The sequence below is a fragment of the Nodosilinea sp. LEGE 06152 genome, assembly GCF_015207525.1.
Classification (GTDB): Bacteria; Cyanobacteriota; Cyanobacteriia; order Phormidesmidales; family Phormidesmidaceae; genus Nodosilinea.
Map to the genome: position 1 here is coordinate 105,448 of NZ_JADEWR010000005.1, position 15,270 is coordinate 120,717.

Annotated in this window: 13 protein-coding genes; 6 read left to right on the forward strand and 7 right to left on the reverse strand. The window is 56.5% G+C overall.

Annotated elements, in window-relative coordinates:
* Nucleotides 1-277: 277 nt before the first annotated feature.
* Nucleotides 278-874 carry a trimeric intracellular cation channel family protein gene (locus IQ265_RS09710; RefSeq protein WP_228037770.1) on the reverse strand — a complete coding sequence of 199 codons (597 nt, stop codon included), beginning with the start codon at nucleotides 872-874 and terminating at the stop codon, nucleotides 278-280.
* An 840-nt stretch (nucleotides 875-1,714) separates the two neighbouring features.
* Complete coding sequence (locus IQ265_RS09715) at nucleotides 1,715-2,083, reverse strand: hypothetical protein (RefSeq protein ID WP_194053124.1); 369 nt, start codon at nucleotides 2,081-2,083, stop codon at nucleotides 1,715-1,717.
* Here IQ265_RS09715 and IQ265_RS09720 point away from each other — a divergent pair.
* The 4 genes from IQ265_RS09720 (at nucleotide 2,082) to thiO (ending at nucleotide 6,735) form a co-directional block, all read left to right on the forward strand.
* A complete protein-coding gene (locus tag IQ265_RS09720; protein WP_194052826.1) occupies nucleotides 2,082-2,999 on the forward strand; it encodes an IS982 family transposase in 918 nt (305 codons plus the stop codon). The two genes, IQ265_RS09715 and IQ265_RS09720, sit on opposite strands and share 2 nt — an antisense overlap.
* A gap of 354 nt (nucleotides 3,000-3,353) precedes the next feature.
* Nucleotides 3,354-3,914 (forward strand): hypothetical protein, encoded by a 561-nt coding sequence (locus IQ265_RS09725; protein ID WP_194052828.1) that lies wholly within the window; start codon nucleotides 3,354-3,356, stop codon nucleotides 3,912-3,914.
* Between the two features lie 271 nt (nucleotides 3,915-4,185).
* The gene (locus IQ265_RS09730) at nucleotides 4,186-4,656 is read left to right on the forward strand and encodes a hypothetical protein (protein ID WP_194052831.1); all 471 of its coding nucleotides are present in this window, start codon (nucleotides 4,186-4,188) and stop codon (nucleotides 4,654-4,656) included.
* 99 nt (nucleotides 4,657-4,755) lie between these two features.
* Nucleotides 4,756-6,735 (forward strand): glycine oxidase ThiO, encoded by a 1,980-nt coding sequence (thiO, locus tag IQ265_RS30075; protein ID WP_194052840.1) that lies wholly within the window; start codon nucleotides 4,756-4,758, stop codon nucleotides 6,733-6,735.
* A 53-nt stretch (nucleotides 6,736-6,788) separates the two neighbouring features.
* Here thiO and IQ265_RS09740 read toward each other — a convergent pair whose 3' ends face one another.
* The 5 genes from IQ265_RS09740 to IQ265_RS09760 all read right to left on the reverse strand — a co-directional run bounded on the left by IQ265_RS09740 (nucleotide 6,789) and on the right by IQ265_RS09760 (nucleotide 10,479).
* Nucleotides 6,789-6,992 (reverse strand): hypothetical protein, encoded by a 204-nt coding sequence (locus IQ265_RS09740; protein WP_194052842.1) that lies wholly within the window; start codon nucleotides 6,990-6,992, stop codon nucleotides 6,789-6,791.
* A gap of 267 nt (nucleotides 6,993-7,259) precedes the next feature.
* A complete protein-coding gene (locus tag IQ265_RS09745) occupies nucleotides 7,260-7,976 on the reverse strand; it encodes an acyltransferase (protein ID WP_194052844.1) in 717 nt (238 codons plus the stop codon).
* 341 nt (nucleotides 7,977-8,317) lie between these two features.
* Entirely contained in the window at nucleotides 8,318-8,671 is a 354-nt protein-coding gene (locus IQ265_RS09750; protein ID WP_194052845.1) for a hypothetical protein, read from the reverse strand.
* Between the two features lie 111 nt (nucleotides 8,672-8,782).
* A complete protein-coding gene (locus IQ265_RS09755) occupies nucleotides 8,783-9,562 on the reverse strand; it encodes an ABC transporter permease (protein WP_194052846.1) in 780 nt (259 codons plus the stop codon).
* Nucleotides 9,559-10,479: an ATP-binding cassette domain-containing protein gene (locus IQ265_RS09760; RefSeq protein WP_194052851.1), complete on the reverse strand. Its 921-nt coding sequence runs from the start codon at nucleotides 10,477-10,479 to the stop codon at nucleotides 9,559-9,561. The genes IQ265_RS09755 and IQ265_RS09760 overlap by 4 nt, the downstream gene beginning before the upstream one ends.
* A gap of 439 nt (nucleotides 10,480-10,918) precedes the next feature.
* Here IQ265_RS09760 and IQ265_RS09765 point away from each other — a divergent pair, with 439 nt between their 5' ends.
* Both IQ265_RS09765 and IQ265_RS09770 read left to right on the forward strand, forming a co-directional pair.
* Entirely contained in the window at nucleotides 10,919-14,686 is a 3,768-nt protein-coding gene (locus IQ265_RS09765) for an AAA family ATPase (RefSeq protein WP_194052860.1), read from the forward strand.
* A 215-nt stretch (nucleotides 14,687-14,901) separates the two neighbouring features.
* Nucleotides 14,902-15,255, forward strand: a complete 354-nt coding sequence (locus IQ265_RS09770; RefSeq protein WP_194052862.1) for a hypothetical protein — start codon at nucleotides 14,902-14,904, stop codon at nucleotides 15,253-15,255.
* Nucleotides 15,256-15,270 lie beyond the last annotated feature (15 nt).

The following is a 15,270-nucleotide window of genomic DNA, read 5'->3' on the forward strand; positions in this document are numbered from 1 at the left end:
ATACTGGGGTGTGTGATTTCAAGCATAAGTTGTCTGTCGTCCAATAATACGGCCCTGCTGCCGATGAAACGTCGAGGCTACGTTCTTAGACACCGCGGAACCAGTCCTGTAAAGCATTAGGTGTCCACTTCGGACCAAATATAGTAGAAATCACATTAGCCTTTTGAAGGTTTGTGTACTGAGTAGTTGCCTGCGCGCACAAGTCGCTGAATCTGGGTACAGAGTTGATCAATTAGCATAATAGCTTACTTCACTTATTCACAGTTCCGTAAAAGATTCAGCGACGAAAGCGTGGCATTTGTACATTATTTTTATAGCCCCATAGACGAATTACAAAAATTAATGCGGCAGATAGAGAAATATTCAAAGAAAGAGGCATTAAATTAAACTCGTGTACGAGATAAAACATTATTCCTCCCAATAAAGACGAGGCTGCATATATCTCTTTATGAAATATAAAAGGAATTTCACCGACCAATGTATCTCTAATTACTCCTCCTCCTGTCGCAGTTAGTGTACCTGCAAGAATAGCTCCCAGGAAATGAACTTCTAATAAAATGGCTTTCTCCACGCCAATTACAGTAAAAACGGCCAGTCCTAGCGCATCAAGACAAATAAAAACTTGATACCTGTCCTTTATCTTGTTTATAAATAAATAAGTAAAAATAACACCAATAAAAACTGTAGTTAGATGGTACGGGTCATTAAATGTGCTTGATTCCACTCCTAATATCATATCTCTAATGATTCCCCCGCCCATTGCGGTGGCAAGAGCCAAAAAAAAAGCCCCAACCACATCAATTTTGTGATGGATACCTCCCATTATGCCTGTTACGCAAAAAGCAAAGGTTCCTAGTAGATCAGCAAAATACATTACTTTCACCGACAGACCTCTTGAAATAAACTCAAAGCTCTCTTTGGAAATGGCTATGAAAAACCAGCGCGCTTAGTAGATATCTTGGTAAGAAATGTTTCTTGAGCTGCTTAGGCTGGAAAATCTAATGCTTCAGAAAATGACGCTAGATCGTGCCGAGTATTAACCTATTAATGCCGAAAACTTCAAAGAAATTACTGCTGACATTTCCTAACAAGGTCTTAGGACACTGCGAAACGTCGCACCAATTTGTTCGCTTCAACCACGCTCTGGTGCTAAATTTCTGTGCCCAAAAAAATCAAAGTTAATCTAGAAAACACCCATGGGTAAATACTCTTTAAGATTTGGTAGGTAAGATGACAGGCCTAAATAGTTTGTCTATCTCTTTATTCAAAAGCTTTCAAGGAACTTTCTGTATAATACACCGAGTCAGATTGTTCACCTTACACTTTTCTGTATACCTTTATCGTTTAAAGCCAGGCGGCTGCAGAAGTACTTCCACGCAATAAGTATGAAATTACTCGATACAGCAGCTTAACGGTCGGCGATCGCAGATTAGCGGGTCGAATAGTTGCCTGCGCGCGCAGCTAGTCAGATAATACAAACAAACTAAATGGGCACAAATCACAACTTCGTTGCCGACTAGGTTTTCCACCCTGGCTCAACCGCATGCGATCGCACCCTCACCCAAACCAGGTGACCAGATTGCTGGTTACCTGGTTTTCTGGCTAGCCGGCAAACCAAAACGCTCGGTGAGCGCTTCACCACTTTGATGTCGACTAAGTTTCTCACCCGGATCAACCGTATGCGATCGCATCTTCACCCAAGCCAGGCTTCTAATTATCTGGTTGTCTGGTTATCTGGCAAACCGAAGCGCTCGGTGAGCGCTTCTACCATCACAGTGGTCATGGTGACATCCTGAACCTTGGCCTGAATGGCCCAGTGCTTGCGCCAGGACTCTGGTACCTTGACGCAAAGGTTAACCTGCCTCTCTTCCACGGGCTTTACCGGTGCTGGGGCATCCTCAATCTGGCTTTCTGGTTTATCAGATGCCTGGTTTTCTGGCCGCATTACCTTCTGGTCATCTGGTTTTATGGCTTCCTGGTCATCTGGTTTTGCCTGTTTGACCTGAGTTCGACAACGAGTGAAGTGCTGAAAGAAAGGCTGAGGGTTACGCTCAAAGTGTTGAATTCTAAGCACCTCAGCCATGTCTTTGAGTCTAGCGCGCCTCGACTTGACCCAAATCTTTTGCGACGTTGACGACTTTTATCGCGAGTTTGAGCGGCTCTGTGAGCGAGATGTTCCCCGGTTGCCGTACGACGGCCAGCCGAAAAGCTATCAGTCGCGGTTGAGCATCAGCGAAGTGATGACTATCGTCATCGCCTTCCATGGCTCGTGCTACCGGACGTTTAAGGATTTTTACAAGCAAAAAGTCTTGGCCGACTGGCAAGATGCCTTCCCCAATTTAGTGAGCTATAGCCGGTTCGTCGAGCTGATGCCATGGAGCTTTATGGCACTAGTGAGCTTTCTCAACACCCGGTGTTTTGGCGAGGTCACCGGCATCAGTTTCATTGATTCCACCTCGGTAGCTGTCTGCCATATCAAGCGGGCTAAGGCTCATAAGACTTTCAAAGGACTAGCGGGCTGGGGCAAATCGTCGGTGGGGTGGTACTTCGGCTTCAAGCTACACCTCATCATTAACGACCACGGTGAACTGCTGGCCGCTGCGCTAACGCCAGGCAATACCGACGACCGCAAGCCAGTTCCCAATATGACCCAGGACCTAGTCGGAAAGCTGTTTGGAGACCGAGGGTACGTTTCGCAGGCCCTCTTTGAGTCGCTCCTTGAGCGGGGTCTGGAGTTGATAACCAAACGCCGTAAAAATATGAAAAACGCACTAATGCCGCTGCTCAACAAGATTCTGCTGCGCAAGCGTCCCATTATCGAGACGGTCAACGACCAACTCAAGAACCTCTGCCAGATCGAGCATTCGCGGCACCGCAGTCCCTTCAATTTCCTCGTCAATCTGGTATCAGGCCTGATTGCCTACGCCTACCACCCCGACAAGCCCTCTTTGGGACTCCCAGATTATGAGCTCAAAGCCCTGCCGCAAGCCGCTTTTTAGCGGTCGAACTCAGGTTTATTAGGCTACCTCCGACTGAGTTGAGCAAACGCGGTTTGCCCCTGCGTTAGTAGTCTGATTGGTTGCGATCTAGACGCGCTCGACAGGCTTCCGGCAGGCAGATTCTCAGCGCCTGAGGCGGCACAACCCGTAGCTAGAGAGCACCTGCGTTGTGCGCAGCTGCCCCATTTAACCCTGTTAAGTCGTTCGCCCTCGGCGAGATCAAAAACCAGGCCTGATTTATCAAGACTTCACCAATGTTTTAATCGGTCTACGCTGACGTTATCAGCCCTTTTTAGCGTCCTAAACCGAAAAACTGCGTTATTCTTTGGGCAAAACCTCCTGGTGGCTGAGAGCATGAAACGGCGCGGCATAGTTTACGGTTTCGTTGTGGCCCTTGGGGTGGTGCTGCTTCTGGCTGTGCCCCTGGGGCTTCGAACTCCTGCCCAGCAGGCTCCGCCTCTGCGTGATTTGGTGCGCGAGTACGAGGTTGTGACCATGCCCACGGCAACCGCCTACTCGGTCTACACCACCAATATCGCTACTCCCCATCAGGTGTGGTATCGCATCTACGGTGGCGATGCGCTGTTTCGCCAACGAATGCGGGTTTACCAAGAAAACGCTGGCCCCCGCCCCATCAACCAGCTTCCCCCCGAGTCGGAACTGCGGCAGGAAGTGACCAACAACGACCCCACCCGCTGGTATTCGTTTCCGCCGGAAGCGGACGTGTTTACCTACTATTTTGACGGCGACAACCGCCTAAACGCCCGCAGCCCCTGGCGAGACGCCTTTGGCGTTAGGGTTAAGCGCACGCGCTACGCCAACGGAAACCGCTACGAAGTCGCCTTTGAAGATCAAGACTCCCTCGATGACTTCAACGACCTGAAGCTGGAAGTCGTGTTTATTCAACCAGCCTAAGCGTGTTTCAACTAAATACCAATCGTCCATGCCGCTAGCGCGGCACCCCCAACGATAAAAACAGCCATAGCCGGTCCCTGAGCGAAGTCGAAGGGATAGCTATTTATAGAGCAATCTAGAGTTTTATAGCACCAAACCCAACGGGCCGAATTTCAACCCTAAAGGAGACTTTTGCTGAGATAGAACCTTCCTAAAGGGCTAAAAACTGGCTTTTTGTGTCAATTGGGACAATTTACGCGATGATAGAACGTAGGTATGGGTGAGGACAGCCATGAATCGCTTTATTATCGGCGGCATTCTGGCGGCGATCGCAGTAATGCTAACTGGCGGGCTCAATCGGCTGTTGAGCGATCGCTCCCAGGGAGCACAACTGACTAGCCAGCGCAATACAACGGCTGAGAGCAATGGCGGCGACCTAGGTAGCGTGCCCCTGGAGCAGGCTGGGCGGCTGGTGCAGCGCCAGAGCGAGGTGGGCACTAACGGCATTTCGGCTACGGGCAACAGCACCTTTACCGACCAGAACAGCAATCGCGCCACCATTTCTCCAAACACTACCGGTACCGCAGGGGCCAACGGCGGCAGCCCTGCCTCTGGCAATGTGATTCCGCGCCCAGGTGGAGCCGCTACCTTCCCAGCGGCTACGGGCGATATCGCCCCCATTCAGCCGGGTTTGGTGCAGCCCGGTGAAGTGGCTCGCCCGGCTCCTGACCCTGAGTTAGACTCTATCCCGGCGCTGTGGTAGCGGCTCACCGATCGCTTTACCCATCGCTCATAAAGCCACACTGCAACCGTCGCGGACTCAGGTGGCCTAAAATGACAGTGAGCACTTGAGTTGAACGGCATGGTAAATCAGGGAAGCGACGTCCTGGTGGTGGGCGGCGGCGTCATTGGTCTGGCGATCGCGCTGGAGCTACGGCAGCAGGGAGCCACCGTTACTGTGCTCAGCCGTAATTTTGCCCAGGCCGCCAGCCATGCCGCCGCTGGTATGCTGGCCCCCCAGGCCGAGGGCATAGCCCCTGGCCCCATGGCAAATCTGTGCCTTGCCAGTCTGGGCCTCTACCCCACCTGGGTTAGCAAGCTCGAAGCGCTGACTGGGCTGTCGGTGGGCTACTGGCCCTGCGGCATATTGGCTCCACGCCGTACCGCTCCCGACCCGCCTACCCAGGAGTGGCTGAGTGCAGCCACCCTGAGTTACTATCAGCCCGGCCTCAGCGACACCGTTCAGGGCGCATTCTGGTACCCCGACGAGGGCCAGGTTGACAATCGACTACTGGTGCAGGCCCTGCGGCAGGCGGCGATCGATCTGGGCGTTAGCCTGCACGAGGGCACCGGGGCGATCGCCCTACAGCAGCACCAGGGCCGGGTGGAGCGAGTCTGCACCGCCGAGGCGGGCGACTTTAGCGCCGACCACATGGTGCTGGCCAGCGGAGCCTGGACCCACGAGCTACTGCCCCTGCCGGTGTTTCCCAAAAAGGGCGAAATGGCCAGTCTGCGGGTGCCCCCTGGCTATGGCACCCCCCAGCCACTACAGCGGGTGTTGTTTGGCGAAGACATCTATATCGTGCCCCGCCGCGATGGTCGCATTGTGCTGGGGGCCACCAGCCAGGACGCGGGCTTTGCGCCACACAACAGCGCCGGGGGAGTAAATCAGCTGCTGGGGAATGCGATCGCCCTGCTGCCCCAGCTGGCCGACTTTACCCTCGACGAAACCTGGTGGGGCTACCGCCCAGCCACCCCCGACGAGTGGCCCATCCTTGGCCCTGGTCCTGCCGTCAACCTTACCCTGGCCACTGGCCACTATCGCAACGGCATTTTGCTGGCCCCCATCACCGCTCAGCTGGTGGCTCAGACAGTCATGGGCACGGTAGACCCACGCCTGGATGCCTTCTCCTGGCGGCGCTTCCATACCGCTGCGCCGTCCTATCCCACCCCGTCTTCCGTTTCTTTACCCCCTMMGGTTATGACCTTCACCGATGTTGCCCCCGCCCCTGCTCCAACTCTAGATACCGATCTGGCCCCCGTCCCTGGCGATTCCCTCCTGACGATCGCCGGACGCACCTTTTCGTCGCGATTGATGACCGGCACCGGCAAGTACAACGACTTTGCCACCATGCGCCAGAGCATCGCCGCCAGCGGCTGCAACATTGTCACCGTAGCGGTGCGGCGGGTGCAGACCAACGCCCCCGGCCACGAGGGATTAGCTGAAGCCCTCGACTGGTCGAAAATTTGGATGCTGCCCAACACGGCGGGCTGCAAAACCGCCGAAGACGCCGTTCGCGTGGCTCGCCTGGGCCGCGAAATGGCCAAGCTGCTGGGCCAGGAAGACAACAACTTCGTCAAGCTCGAAGTCATCCCCGACGCCAAGTACCTGCTGCCCGACCCGATTGGTACCCTAGAGGCCGCCGAGCAGCTGGTCAAAGAAGGCTTTGCGGTGCTGCCCTACATCAACGCCGACCCGCTGCTGGCCAAGCGCCTCGAAGAGGCGGGCTGCGCTACCGTCATGCCCCTGGGCTCACCGATTGGATCGGGTCAGGGCATTCGCAACGCCGCCAACATTCAAATCATTATCGAAAATGCCACGGTGCCGGTAGTTGTCGATGCGGGCATTGGCACCCCCAGCGAAGCCGCCGAAGCGATGGAAATGGGAGCTGACGCGCTGCTGATTAACACCGCGATCGCCAAAGCCGCCGACCCCGTCGCCATGGGCCGCGCCATGGGTCTCGCCACCCTAGCCGGACGCCTCGCCTACCGAGCTGGGCGCATTCCGGTGCAGGGAAAGGCGATCGCCAGTTCGCCCCTGACCGGACGAATTACCGAGTAGGTGTGTGGGCGGGTAGACGGGTAGATAGCAGGTAAAACTTACCCACCCACTCTCTAACCAGCAATCTTCACCCGCCCCACCTGAATCGCGTCAAACAGGCGGTTGACCTGCTTGCGCTCACTCTCATCGACAGTGCCATCGGCCAGCACCAGGGTAGTTAGCTCCTGATACTGCGCTTGGGTAATAACGCGGGCTTGAATGCACTGGCTCACCAAATTGGTAATCGGGCAGCCGGGTTGAGATGTAGGTGACGACATAAAACAGAGCTACTGAAATATAAATCCTATGTACCTGTTTTAACCGCTGGCTGTACCGTTGCCCATTTACTGAGAACCCGACCGGGCAAAATTCAGACTCAGGCACCCCAGTTTGAAGTGGTCGTTCAACACCTTAGAGCGAGTTGCAAGGCCACCTAACTACACCATCGTTGGCAAGACACAGCACTCGCCAAGCAGCAAGTGATCCTGCAAACGGATGGCCGTTAGCAGCCTAACGCCAGTCTAGGAGCACGGCGGCAGCTTTGGTTATGCGGCTACTGATTTTGAGGTCGCATCAGACCGTTTGTACATAACCTTAGCCGGAACACCTACTGCAACTGAAAAAGGTGGAAGGCTTTTAGTCACTACAGCCCCAGCCCCAACGACGCTGCCATGACCAATGGTGACCCCATCTAGCACTCTTACACCAGTCCCTAGCCAACAGTCATCTTCAATTACAATTCCTGTCCAGGAAACGCCTTGATCGCCAATTGGAGTATGAAGATCAGTAAAAATATGATTGTTAGCATAAATGCTGACGTGGGATGCAATCATGCAGTTTTTGCCAATCTGAATATTGCCCGGCCCTGCCATACAAACATAGGGACCTATGCAGGTTTGTTCTCCAATCTCAAGGCTCCCGCCCAATGCTTCGAGGGAAACGCCGCGGTCTAACAAGACCTGTAGCCTTAAAATAATGCGACCATTAGGTTCACCGCTATCTAGGCGAACCCTATTATCTATCGCTGAACCTGCTCCCAAAAAAATTCCCCTCGCTCCCCCTAGTTCTAGCTCCGTACCAAGGTAGACTCCCTCGCCCAAATCGCCCAAAATTGAGCGGTAAAACAGACACCGCAGACGATTGCCAAGCGAGAGTGGAATTGGGCCAAGAAGTGAGGTAAGAACGCGAGTTTTACGCTTTACCCAAATAGAGTTTGGGCGAGGCTTTTGCTCAGGCAATTTTTGCTCAAGAATAGTATTCATTGTTGTCGTCAAATTTTTGAAGGTTCACGCTGCCAACAAGATGCAATCCCCGGTCGCCTAACGAACCGCTGTAAAAGCTTGTGTTGAGGGGGCTGTAGTGCAAGAGACAGAGCCTTAAGCCATTTTGATCCTGCTAAGCTGGCGAGAATATTCCCCAACTTCAGAAATGACTTGAGCACCTGGGGCTTGCAAGTATCCCCAGACAGCAAAGAACAAAAGCTTTGGTCTAAAGAATGCTAGAAAATGAGTTCAAGCCCAATTTTCAAACGCACTCCGTCAGGGCTTTAAAGTACCTGGATTAGGCTACCTGGCACTCTCTCCTGCTGTCATGATCGAGACAGCTATGGTGGAGTCAGCGGCCTCAAATAGATTGCTGTGTAACCTGTAGCTAAAGTTCCCGTGTCGATGAACGGCTTGCCGAGTTCACCACTGCTGTCTAGGCTTTGCTTAACCGTTACGGTCCTTTGACCGCCTGCCTCCTGATCGGCCACAAAGCAAGCTATCGTTTTGAGCAATAAATGCGCTTTGTACAGCACAAGAGTCAACTTTTCGTTGGCGTCAACGTTCTGGGACAGCAAAACCTTAGCAGGGGGCAGCAAATCTGCCAATGCTGCTCCCAAAGCTGGTTTAGAAATGCAACCGCCAACGAAATTCATCACTGACTCATCGCCATACGTATTAATGCTCTGGAGCATAACTCAAGACCGAAGTCTACGGCAATCATCCCTAAGTACTATTAGGGACAGCAACCATAAATTACAGTATTGAAAGAGACATCCTCACGCTTAAACTTTTATGAACGAGCATTAACTAAACAATCTTGGATAGATCCGCAGGGCAGCTAGCCGCGCCATCACCACCATCCAGCCGATCAGCCAGAGCAGCAGCAGGGGCCACCAGGGCGGTAACCCCAGGGGCCAGCGCAGCAGATCTACCAGCGACGCCAGGGGCAGAAAGCTAGCAAAGCGAGCCAGCAGCGGCGGCAGCGTATCGCGCGGAAAGTAGGTGCCGCAGAGGGTAAACATGGGGATAATGACCAGAAAAATTGGCACATTTACCTGATCGACCTTGTTGACCGCCCCGGCCACCAGCAGGCCAAAGGCCCCAAACAGCAGGCTGCCCAGCACGATCAGCGGCAGCGACAGCACCAGGCTAGGGAGGTCGTAGAGGTTGGCAATCACCGCTACTAGTCCGGTTAGCGTTCCAGCAATGCTGCCCTTGGTAGCCGCCCAAAACCAGTCGCCCAAAAACACATCGGTATAGCTCAGCGGGGCCGTCAGCAGGGCTTGCCAGGTCTTTTGAAAATTGAGCCGAATAAAGCTGCTGTAGGCTCCCTCAAAAAACGACTGAAATAGCACCCCGATCGCAATCATCCCCGGAGCCAAAAACCGCGAGTACGGAATCATCTGCCCCAGGTATTCCACGTCGCCAATGAGGGGCGTGAGACCGTAGCCAAAGGCTAGCAGATAGACAATCGGTTCAGAGATGGGCGGCAGACAGTTGACCAACCAGGTGCTGCGATACACCTGAAAGTGCCGCCACCAGACCGAATACACCCCCCAGGGGGTCGCGGTAATTAGCTTCATTCCAGCACGCTCCCGGTGAGTCGCAGAAATACATCTTCTAAATTAGCGGGCCGTCGCAGCAGGCGGCTGGGGTGGTAGGCTTCAATCTGGCTCCACACTGCCTCGGGCTCCCCATCGGGCAGAGTGACCAGGTGACCACCGCCAAAGGCCCGATACCACGCTCCGTGGCGATCGGCCAGGGCTTTAAGCCGTTCTGCACCAACGCCCTCAACCTCGGCAACCTCGCGGCCAATCACGCGGGCGACCAGGTCAGCAGGGGTGCCCTCGTCGATCACTTTACCCGCCTGGAGCAGCAGCAGGCGATCGCACAGTCGCTGCGCCTCATCCATATAGTGCGTGGTCAGCAAAATACCGCAGCCATTCGCCTTGAGGTGCTGCACCAGCCGCCAAAAATCCTGGCGGGCGTCGGGGTCGAGGCCGGTAGTGGGCTCGTCTAAAAACACAATCTTGGGTTCATTCAGCAGAGCGCGGGCCAGCACCAGCCGCCGCTTCATGCCGCCAGAAAGGTCATCCACCTGGGCGTCGGCCCGGTGCTCCAGGTTAACCAGAGCCAGCAGTTCCCCCGCTCGCTGCCGCGCCGCCGCCCCAGTAATGCGGTAATGATGGGCAAAGTGGGTGAGGTTGTCAAAGACCGTAAAGTCGGGGTCGAGGTTGTCTTCCTGGGTGACAATGCCCATCTGGGCGCGGGCCAGCTGCCCCTGCCCCGGCAATTGCCAGGGACCAAACTGCACAAACCCCTTGGTGGGAATAACCGTGCCAAACAGCATGCCCACGGTGGTGGTTTTGCCCGCCCCGTTTGGCCCCAGCAGACCTACAATCTCACCCGGTGCCAGGGTAAAACTAATGCCCTGCACCACCGCCTCATCGCCATAGGTTTTCCAAAGATCGTAGGCAGTTAAACTCAGCGCACCCGACACAGCTTGCTCCCCCTATTTTCCCTAAACGGTTGTCCTAAGCGGTCGTCCCTGACCAGTTCTTCTTAAACGATTTGAAGCATAGTCGGCGAGAGAATGGCTCCCTTTCCTAAAAACCAGGATTGCTGGTGGGCAATGCCCACCCTACCCATCCACTCGCTGGTAGGCAGTGTCCGCCCTACCCATCCACCCATCCACCCATCTACCCATCTACCCATCCACTCCCCACGCACTCTAGCAAAATCCCTCCTAAATCATCCTGATGCCCCTGCCCGGCCCTGAAATATGAACTGGTAGATGCACCCTGATCATTCCCTGGCCCTCGGGTTGGGGAATTTTTTTGCTCTACTGGGGCTGATTAGACTTCGGCCCGCACCGAAAAGTTCTGAAAAATTCAGGTAAACTGAGGCACGATTGGGGGTCATCTGTAGCTGTCTGGCCAATGGACTTTGAGGAAATCGCTGTACTCATTAACCAGGTCGCCGTAGAGCGCAAGGGTCGCCCACTCAAGGATGTAGAGCGCTTGGTGCTGAAGGGGTCGTGGGAGAACAAGACCTACTCGGCGATGGCAACCCCTACCGTCGGCTACACCGAAGACTACCTCAAAAAAGACGTTGGCCCCAAGCTCTGGCAGTTTCTCACTGAGCTGGTCGATACCGATCGCCGGGGTATTCGAGTCACTAAGCGCAATATTCAAAACGTGCTGCAAACCTGGGCGGCTCAGGGGCGGGTGGAATCCCCTAATGCTGACGAAGTACCGCCGTCGCCCGCAACTAGCGCGGCTCTGGCCGCCGCTCCGGTTTTGATAGTACGCGACTCGCCTCGCATCGACCTGAGCGACTTTGGCGGACGGGACGCCGAGCTAGCCCAGATCAAACGATGGGTTCTAGACGAGCGCTGCCGCACGGTGGTGCTGTGGGGCCTGCCGGGGGTGGGCAAGACCACGCTGGCGGCGGCGGCGATCGCAGCAATCGGCCCCCAGGTCGAGCAGTATGGCTACCTGGCGCTGCCCCCCGATGTCACCGACGAGGCGGTGCTAGCCGCTATCTTGCACTGGCTTAACCCAACAGCGCCTAACCTGTCGCCCCTAGCTGCGGTGGATTGGGTGCTCGACCAGCTAGAGCAGCGTCAAATCCTGCTCATTCTCGACAGCATGGACCAGTTGTTTGAGTCGCAGCAGCTGTTGGGCACCTACCGGGCCGACACTATGGCCATCCAGCGACTGTTCCACCAGGGAGCCGAGCGCCACCACCAGAGCTGTTTGGTCTGGGTCAGCCGCGAGAAACCGGCCGATTTTTCCCAGGTGCAGGGGCCGCGGGTGCAGGAATGCGCCCTGGGAGACCTGGACGCCGAGGGCATTCGCCCACTGCTGCACCCCCCCGCCGCCCCTATCGTAGCCCCGGAAGACTGGACTGCCCTGAGCGATCGCTATGGCGGCCATCCCCTAGTGCTGCGGGGGATAGGGGCAATTCTGCGCGATATGTACCAGGGGCAGCCCAAATCGCTGCTTCAGGCTCCCGATTTGGTGGTGCCGCTGGTGGTGCAGCGCACCTTTACCCAGGCCCTGGAGCGGCTGCTGCCCGAAGAGTGGGCCATTCTCTACGGGCTGGCCCTAGCCCAGGAGCCGATGGCGCGCGATGACCTGATCGCGATTTTGCAGCCCACCCCCGAGGATGGGGTGGTACAGTCGGTGCTGGGGCGCGGCTGGGTGGTGGGCCTGCCTGCAGAAGGGGGCGGGCTGGTGCTGAGCCTGCGACCAATTGTGCAAACCCTGGTGCTGGAACGGCTGTACCAAGACCTGATGGCGGAGCTGGAGGCTGAGTCGCTAGGGTGGTTGCAGCGGCTACCGCTGATTACCATGACGGCCCGTGAGGTCGTACAGGAGCGGCAGCGGGCCGCGATGCTGGTACCCCTGGGCGATGAGCTAAGGCGTCGTTACCCTACCAATGGGGCGCTGGCCGCTAAGGGCGATCGCCTGCTTAAGGCGCTGTCTGGCTTAGCTAACCAGCCCGGCTATGGGGCCAGCAACTTAATACACCTCTGCCACTATTTAGGGCTGGGGCTAAGCGGGGCTAACTTTTCGCAGCTAGCTATCTGCCAGGGTGACCTGCGGCAGGTGAGTCTGCAGGGAGCCAACTTCAGCGAGGCTCAGTTTAGCGATACGGCCTTTGCCACAGCCCTGGGCCGCGACCCGGTAGCGGCCTTTAGCCCCGCCTCTGCCCCCGGCCACCACCGCTATCTTGCCACGGGCGACCACGAAGGCCGGCTGCTGCTGTGGGATCTGCGGCGCAGCAAACTGGTGTGGATGTTTGACGAAGACCAGTCTCAGGGGGTGCGATCGCTGGCCTTTAGCCCTCTGGGCGACCTGCTGGCAGTGGGTACCGAAACCGGGCAAATCTGGCTGTGGCCGGTGGGCACCACCTACCAAACCGATGTGCTCAGCCACCACCAAGTGGCCGTGGGTGCCCTAGCCTTTAGCCCCGATGGCAGTCAGCTGGCCTCGGGCGACGACAGCGGGCAATTGTGCCTGTGGGAGGTGGCCTCGGGGGTGAGCCAGGGGCAGATAGACGGCCACCACGGCCCTATTCACAGCCTGGCCTACAGCGCTGAGGGCGATCGCCTGGTCAGCGGCGGTGACGACCAGCGGGCCTGTCTGTGGCAGACGCGCGATCGCACCCTGCTACAGAGTTTTCAGGCGCGCTCGACGGCAAGCTTGCGCACCGCTGGATTCCTCGCCGACCCCAATGACCCCGCTTGCCCCCCGCTTCCCTTTGCGGCGGGCTACGACGACCACTGCCTCACCATTTGGAACCTAGAAACCGGCCTGCCCTGCTGGATTTTGCCCGCCGAGGTGCAGGCCCTGCCGGCCCTGGCCGTTAGCCCCAACGGGCGCTACCTGGTGTGCAGCCGCCAAGACTTCAGCGTTTCCGTATGGGATATTCCTGAGCGCCGCGCCTGCTACACCCTGCCGTCGCTGGGGGCCCCGGTCTGGGCCTTGGCCTTTAGCACCGACAGCCGCTACTTCGTGACCGGCAGCAACTACACCATCAAGCTTTGGAGCGCTCGGCGGGGCCAGTGCTGGCGCAGCTTTCTGAGCCAGGCGCACCGGGTTGGCTGTTTGGCCCTCAGCGCCGCTCCCAGCAACGGCCATTCCAACGCTGGTACTGACTCTGGCCCCGACAGCAGCACCATTCTTACGGGCCATGACGACAGCCACCTGCGCCTTTGGCAGATCCATGCGGGCAACCCCTATGCCAGCGGTCCTCGCACGCTGGCGGGTCACGGTGGCCCAGTTCGCACCGTGGCCCTCAGCGCCGATGGTCGGTGGCTGGCCAGCAGTGCCGACGACCAAACCCTGCGGCTGTGGTCGACCGTAAGTGGTGAGAGCCAGTGGGTTTGGCCCATTGCTGCCCCCGCCACCCTGCTCAGCTTTAGCACCAGCGGCCAGTGGTTGGCCAGTGTGAACCTGGCGGGCAACATTTCAATTTGGGATACGGCCACCGGCAGCTGTACCGGCGACTTAGACAGCACCCCTGATAGCCCATCGGCCTTAACCTTTAGCACTGACGAAGGCTGGCTCATTGTGGGAGCACGGGATGGCACAATTGGCCTATGGCCCACCGATCGGTACACCCGCGCCGGTGATTTAGGGGCAGGTGTCGAGCCGCGCACCTTGAGCGGCCACCAGGGCCAGGTGCACGGGTTAGCGGTGAGTTTAGATGGCTCGATGCTGGCCAGCGCCAGCCACGATGGCACCGTGCGCTGGTGGAGCTTGGCCAGCGATGCGGGTAGCGTTGCCAATAGCATTGTCGGCCTAACGCCCATGTTAGGAGAGCTACAGGGCCAGTGGCAGCACCCCGCCGAACAGTGGCTTCAGGGCGTTACGACCAGTCCTACCGGGGAGATTTTGGCCATTACCAGCGCAGCGGCCCAGGTCGAATTGTGGGCCGTCGAGACGAACCAGCGCCGCCTTGTTTTCAGTGGCCACAGCCAGGATATTTGGCAGGTTTCGGTTAGCCCCAGTCGTACCCATCTGGTGACCGCTAGCCAGGATGACGAAATTCGCGTGTGGGCCTTAGACTCAGGCGTTTGCCAGCAGATTCTGCGACCCGATCGTCCCTACGAAGGCGTTAATATCCGCGGAGCCACGGGTTTATCAGATACCGAAACCCGCATGCTTAAGTCGTTGGGGGCGATCGTCAGCTACTGATCACAGTCCTTTCACCGTGAAGGGCATACTTCTAAAGGAAGCACCATCACGGCCTCTGGTCGCTTCTATCTGGTCGCTTCTAATGGAGTAGGTTTAAGGCCAGTCGGCTAGGATGGGATTACTCAATCGTCAGATTTGGCTCAATTTTTTAACCCTTCTGCCAGCCACCGGGCTGACGGTGCTGGCTATCGCTGTGGCATTTCTGCGGTTCTATGATGAACAAGACTTCGGATTCCTTGAACTCGTCGGCCAGCCCAGAGTCTGGAGCAACCGACTCACTGTGGCAGCCCTCCTGGTGGCAGTGGTTGATTTCGGCGTTGAGTGGAACCGTCGAAACCGAGAAACAAATCGCCTGGCTGAAGAAGCACAACGAAGAGATGAGGAAATACAACGAAAGGCTGAGGAAGAGCAACGAAGAGTTCGCGAAGAACAACGAAGTGTTGAAGCAGAGCGGCAACGACTTGAGGAGCGAAAACGAGCGACTCGCCGAGCTGCTATCCAAAATCGATGCTTCATTCTCCAAACACGGCATCAACTTGCCCCTAGCGAGCAAACCCAAGCAGCCTTAGCAGATTTTCTCCTAT